The 6,083-nt window shown below is 62.1% G+C and carries 5 protein-coding genes; 4 read left to right on the forward strand and 1 reads right to left on the reverse strand.

Annotation, left to right across the window (positions count from 1 at the left end; genetic code table 11):
- Positions 1–156 precede the first annotated feature (156 nt).
- Complete coding sequence (bioB, locus tag AC3WN7_RS16325; RefSeq protein ID WP_102674206.1) at positions 157–1,212, reverse strand: biotin synthase BioB; 1,056 nt, start codon at positions 1,210–1,212, stop codon at positions 157–159.
- Positions 1,213–1,305: 93 nt separating this feature from the next.
- Here bioB and AC3WN7_RS16330 point away from each other — a divergent pair, with 93 nt between their 5' ends.
- The 4 genes from AC3WN7_RS16330 (at position 1,306) to AC3WN7_RS16345 (ending at position 5,996) form a co-directional block, all read left to right on the forward strand.
- Positions 1,306–2,046, forward strand: coding sequence for a ComF family protein (locus AC3WN7_RS16330; protein WP_102674205.1), 741 nt, complete (start codon positions 1,306–1,308; stop codon positions 2,044–2,046).
- A gap of 63 nt (positions 2,047–2,109) precedes the next feature.
- On the forward strand, positions 2,110–2,874 hold the full coding sequence (locus tag AC3WN7_RS16335) for a TOBE domain-containing protein (protein ID WP_095964115.1): 765 nt from the start codon (positions 2,110–2,112) through the stop codon (positions 2,872–2,874).
- Between the two features lie 65 nt (positions 2,875–2,939).
- Positions 2,940–4,841, forward strand: a complete 1,902-nt coding sequence (locus AC3WN7_RS16340) for a PhoX family protein (protein ID WP_102674204.1) — start codon at positions 2,940–2,942, stop codon at positions 4,839–4,841.
- A 180-nt stretch (positions 4,842–5,021) separates the two neighbouring features.
- Positions 5,022–5,996 carry a serine/threonine protein kinase gene (locus tag AC3WN7_RS16345; protein WP_057713022.1) on the forward strand — a complete coding sequence of 325 codons (975 nt, stop codon included), beginning with the start codon at positions 5,022–5,024 and terminating at the stop codon, positions 5,994–5,996.
- The last annotated feature ends 87 nt before the right edge of the window (positions 5,997–6,083 follow it).

A 6,083-nucleotide genomic window follows, 5' to 3' on the forward strand; every position in this document is an offset into this window, starting at 1 on the left:
GCCTCGACTTTCAGATGACACAGATCCCCTGTGGGAGCGGGCTTGCTCGCGAGAGCGTCAGTCCAGTCAACATCAATGCTGAATGACAGTCAGTCTTCGCGAGCAAGCCCGCTCCCACAGGGATTTTGCATTCCCTTAGAGGAATGAACGCTGACTTCAAACCGCCGCGTTATAGAACTGCTCGCTGCTCTTGTGCTCCACCAGCGCCTGCTCGATAGCCGCCTGATGCACTTCATCGGCGTGCTCTTCGCGGGCTTCCGGCAGGATCCCCAGGCGCCCGAACAGTTGCATGTCCTTGTCGGCCTGCGGGTTGGCGGTGGTCAGCAGTTTCTCGCCGTAGAAAATCGAGTTGGCACCGGCGAAGAACGCCAGAGCCTGCATCTGCTCGTTCATGGCTTCGCGGCCGGCGGACAGGCGCACGTGGGATTGCGGCATCAGGATGCGCGCGACCGCGAGCATGCGGATGAAGTCGAACGGGTCGACGTCGTCGGCATTTTCCAGCGGCGTACCGGCGACTTTCACCAGCATGTTGATCGGCACCGACTCCGGATGCTCCGGCAGGTTGGCCAGTTGAATCAGCAGGTTGGCGCGGTCGTCCAGCGACTCGCCCATGCCGAGGATGCCGCCGGAGCAGATCTTCATCCCCGACTCACGCACATAGGCCAGGGTTTGCAGGCGCTCGCTGTAGGTGCGGGTGGTGATGATGCTGCCGTAGAACTCAGGCGATGTATCGAGGTTGTGGTTGTAGTAGTCGAGGCCGGCCTTGGCCAGCGCTTCGGTCTGGTCCTGATCCAGGCGGCCGAGGGTCATGCAGGTTTCCAGGCCCAGGGCTTTCACGCCTTCAACCATCTTCAGAACATACGGCATGTCCTTGGCCGACGGGTGCTTCCACGCCGCGCCCATGCAGAAACGGGTCGAACCGATGGCCTTGGCGCGAGCGGCCTCTTCGAGGACCTTCTGCACTTCCATCAGTTTTTCTTTTTCCAGGCCGGTGTTGTAGTGACCGGACTGCGGACAATATTTGCAATCTTCCGGGCAGGCGCCGGTTTTGATCGACAACAGGGTCGACACCTGAACACGGTTGGCGTCGAAATGCGCACGGTGCACCGTCTGCGCCTGGAACAACAGGTCGTTGAATGGCTGAACGAAGAGTGCTTTGACTTCGGCCAAAGTCCAGTCATGACGCAGGGTTGCAGTGGTGCTGGCGCTCATGGGCGTTTCCTTTGAATTATGCTTTGGCATGCGGCTGGATCATGGAATGTCACAGCCGCCTCACAGATGTTTCGGCATATTTAAGGAAGAGCGATGCGCTGTCAACCACAGTACAAAGGACAGGTTTACATCTGGTCAAAAAACAAACAGTCGTGTCTGCTGTGCGATGAACCCGCCGACGACATCCCCCCTGTCTGCACGGCCTGCGAAACCGAGTTGCCCTGGCTGGGCGATCACTGCCGAACCTGCGCCCTGCCGCTTCCGGCCGCGGGCCTGACCTGCGGCCATTGCCTGAAGCAGCCACCGGCCTTCGAACACGTGATCTCCCCCTGGACCTACAGCTTTCCGGTTGACAGCCTGATCACCCGCTTCAAACACAACGCAAAGTGGCCGTTTGGCCGCTTACTCGCCGAACTTCTCGCTCAATACCTGCAACATCGCTTCGAAGACGATCTGCAGCGACCCGATGCGCTGATTCCGGTACCGCTGGCCACCCGACGCCTGCGCCAGCGCGGGTTCAACCAGGCGGCGATGCTGGCCCGCTGGTTGAGTGACGCTCTGGACATTCCATGCGACGAACGGTTGCTGCGGCGAACCCAGGACACCGATGCCCAACAGGCCTTGAATGCCCAAGCGCGCCGCAAGAACTTGCGCAACGCTTTCAGCCTGATACCCGGTGCCGCCGTCAAAGGCCGGCACCTGGCCCTGATCGACGACGTCCTCACCACCGGTGCCACGGCCCAGGCCCTGGCCTGGCTGTTGATCGACGCCGGTGCCGTGCGGGTCGACGTCTATTGTCTGGCCCGCACGCCCAAACCCGGCGAGACACCCTGACTTGACTCGCACGTGCCAAGCCGCCAACGTCCTCCCCATCGCCACCACCCAAAGCGACTTGCCATGTCATTGCCCACCTTGTTGTCCCAGCACATTGTCCGCCGTCCGCAGCGCATCGCCCTGCTGCAGCACATCGCCGAACAAGGCTCGATCACCCGCGCGGCAAAAAGTGCGGGGCTGAGCTACAAGGCTGCCTGGGATGCCATTGATGAGCTGAACAACCTGGCGCAGAAGCCGTTGGTGGAGCGGGTTGTCGGCGGCAAGGGCGGTGGCGGTGCCCGCCTCTCCATAGAAGGCGAGCGGGTGCTGCGGCTGTACCAGAAGCTGCAAGCCTTGCAGGCCCAGGTGCTGGAAGCCGCTGAAGATGCCAGCGACCTCGACCTGCTCGGGCGCTTGATGCTGCGCACCAGCGCGCGCAATCAGTTGCACGGCAAGGTGATGGCGATCGAGCCCCAGGGACGCAACGACCTGATTCGTCTCGAAGTCGCCGAAGGCTTGATCGTCGATGCGCAAATCACCCACGACAGCACCGAGCGCCTGGAACTGCAAATCGGCACCGAAGTCGTGGCCTTGATCAAGGCCGGCTGGCTCGATGTGCTGGAGGTCGATTCAGCCGAAACGCCGGGAAGCAATTGCCTGAAAGGCACCATCGATAAGATTCTCGACGCCGACGATGGCCCCAGCGAAGTACGCATCACCCTGCCTAACGGCCTGACCCTGTGCGCGCTGGACGAACCAACGCATCTGCAGGCATTGGGGCTGACCTGCGGCAAACCCGTGCGCGTGGAGTTTTCGCCCTCCAGGGTTCTGCTGGGTACGCCACTTTAAGCAAACTGCAACAAAAGGTTCATTACTCACCATTAAGGTGTCTGCAAAACCGCAGGGAGCCTGAAATGAGCCTATTAGAAGAAACCCAATCCACCGACCTGGAAACCATGGTCGGCCTCAGTCGTCGCAGCTTCATCAGCGCAGGTGCCCTGTGCGGCGCGGCGATGTTCCTCGGCGGCAACCTGCTGAGCCGCAGCGTGATGGCCGCCAGCGTCAGCGCCGGTAACAGCCAGTTGCTGGGCTTTGACAGCATTGCTGCCGCCACCAGTGACGCCATCACCCTGCCACCGGGCTACAAGTCCTCGGTACTGATCAGTTGGGGCCAGCCCCTGCACAAGGACGGCCCGGCGTTCGACCCGAGCGGCAACGGCAGCGCCGAGCATCAGGAGGCCCAGTTCGGCGACAACAACGATGGCATGAGTCTGTTCGAGTTTCCGGGCGAAAAAGACCGGGCGCTGATGGCGATCAACAACGAATACACCAACTACCGCTACCTCTACGCCCACGGCGGCATGCCGCAATCGGCGGAGGACGTGCGCAAGGCGCTGGCCTGCGAAGGTGTGTCGGTGATTGAAGTGCAGCGCAAGAACGGTCAATGGCAATTCGTCCAGGGCTCGCGCTACAACCGCCGGATTCACGGCAATGCGCCGATCAGCCTGAGCGGTCCGGCCGCCGGTCACGCACTGCTGAAGACCAGCGCCGATCCCCACGGCAAGAACGTCCTTGGCACCTTCCAGAACTGCGCCAACGGCAAGACGCCGTGGGGCACCTATCTGACCTGCGAAGAGAACTTCACCGACTGCTTCGGCAGCAGCAACGCCGAGCAGAAGTTCGACCCGGCGCAAAAACGCTACGGCGCGGTGGTGACCAGCAAAGAGATCAACTGGCACCCACACGACGAGCGCTTCGACCTGGCCAAGAATCCCAACGAGCTCAACCGTCACGGCTGGGTGGTGGAAATCGATCCGTTCGATCCACAGTCGACGCCGGTCAAACGCACTGCCCTGGGCCGCTTCAAACACGAAAACGCCGCCCTGGCCGAAACCGGCGATGGCCATGCCGTGGTGTACATGGGCGACGATGAGCGCGGCGAGTTCATCTACAAATTCGTCAGCCGCGACAAGATCGACCACAAGAACCCCAAGGCCAACCGCGACATTCTCGATCACGGCACCCTCTATGTGGCGCGTTTCGATGCAGGGGACGGCAACGCCGATCACCCGAAGGGCCGGGGTGAATGGATCGAACTGACCCACGGCAAAAACGGTATCGACGCCAGCAGCGGCTTTGCCGATCAGGCTGAGGTGCTGATCCACGCCCGTCTCGCCGCCAGTGTGGTGAAAGCCACGCGCATGGACCGCCCGGAATGGATCGTGGTCAGCCCCAAGGATGGCCATGTCTACTGCACGTTGACCAACAACGCCAAGCGCGGCGAAGACGGGCAACCGGCGGGCGGACCGAACCCGCGGGAGAAGAACGTCTACGGCCAGATCCTGCGCTGGCGCACCGAGCGCGACGATCACGCCTCACACACCTTTGCCTGGGACCTGTTTGTGGTGGCCGGCAACCCGGCCGCACATGCCGGGACGCCAAAGGCCGGCTCGTCGAACATCACGCCGCAGAACATGTTCAACAGCCCGGACGGTTTGGGCTTCGACAATGCCGGCCGCTTGTGGATCCTGACCGACGGCGATGTGAGCAACACCGGTGACTTTGCCGGCATGGGCAATAACCAGATGCTCTGCGCTGATCCGGCGACCGGCGAGATTCGCCGCTTCATGGTTGGCCCGGTAGGTTGTGAAGTGACGGGGATCAGCTTCTCGCCGGACCAGAAAACCCTGTTTGTCGGGATCCAGCACCCGGGTGAAAACGGCGGCTCGACCTTCCCCGAGCATCTGCCCAATGGCAAGCCGCGCTCATCGGTGATGGCCATCTCGCGTGAAGATGGCGGGATCGTCGGCGCCTGATCCGGCCTCTTCGCGGGCAAGCCCGCTCCCACAGGGATTCATGTAGTCCTTGTGGGAGCGGGCTTGCCCGCGAAGGCGTCAGCCCGGACACCACACTTCTCAAGCCCAACCACTAAAACCGCGCCGTCTGCGCTACCATGCCTGGCCGGACGCAGCAGCCTGCTGCGCGCAGGAGTCAGCATGGCCCACCCGTTTGAAACCCTTACGCCAGACCTCGTGCTCGATGCCGTCGAAAGCATCGGCTTTCTCAGCGACGCGCGCATCCTGGCACTCAACAGCTACGAGAACCGCGTTTATCAGGTCGGCATCGAAGACGCCGAGCCGCTGATCGCCAAATTCTACCGGCCGCAACGCTGGAGCAACGAAGCGATTCTGGAAGAACACCAGTTCACCGCCGAACTCGCCGACTGCGAGGTGCCGGTTGTGGCGCCGTTGATTCACAACGGTGAAACCCTGCACGAACACAACGGTTTCCGCTTTACCCTGTTCCCCCGCCGCGGCGGCCGCGCACCGGAGCCGGGCAACCTCGATCAACTGTATCGCCTGGGCCAGTTGCTCGGACGCCTGCACGCGGTCGGCTCGACCCGGCCGTTCGAGCACCGTGAAGCGCTGGCGGTGAAAAACTTCGGTCATGACTCGCTGGCCACGTTGCTCGACGGCAACTTCATCCCCCGCAGCCTGCTGCCGGCCTACGAATCGGTGGCCCGCGATCTGCTCAAGCGTGTGGAAGATGCCTACAGCAACACGCCGCACCAGAACATCCGCATGCACGGTGACTGCCACCCCGGCAACATGATGTGCCGCGACGAGATGTTCCATATCGTCGACCTCGACGACTGCCGCATGGGCCCGGCGGTACAGGACATCTGGATGATGCTCGCCGGTGATCGCCAGGATTGCCTGAGCCAGTTGTCGGAACTGATGGATGGCTACAACGAATTTCACGACTTCGACCCGCGTGAACTGGCGCTGATCGAACCCTTGCGCGCCCTGCGTCTGTTGCACTACAGCGCCTGGCTCGCCCGTCGCTGGGACGATCCGGCGTTCCCCCGCAGTTTTCCGTGGTTCGGCACCGAGCGTTATTGGGGGGATCAGGTGCTGGCATTGCGTGAGCAGTTGGCCGCGCTCAATGAAGAGCCACTGAAACTCTTCTGACAAACACAGACCCCATGTGGGAGCGGGCTTGCTCGCGAAGGCGGCGTGTCATTCAACATTGATGTCGACTGACACGCCGCCTTCGCG

Source organism: Pseudomonas sp. FW305-70, assembly GCF_058783925.1.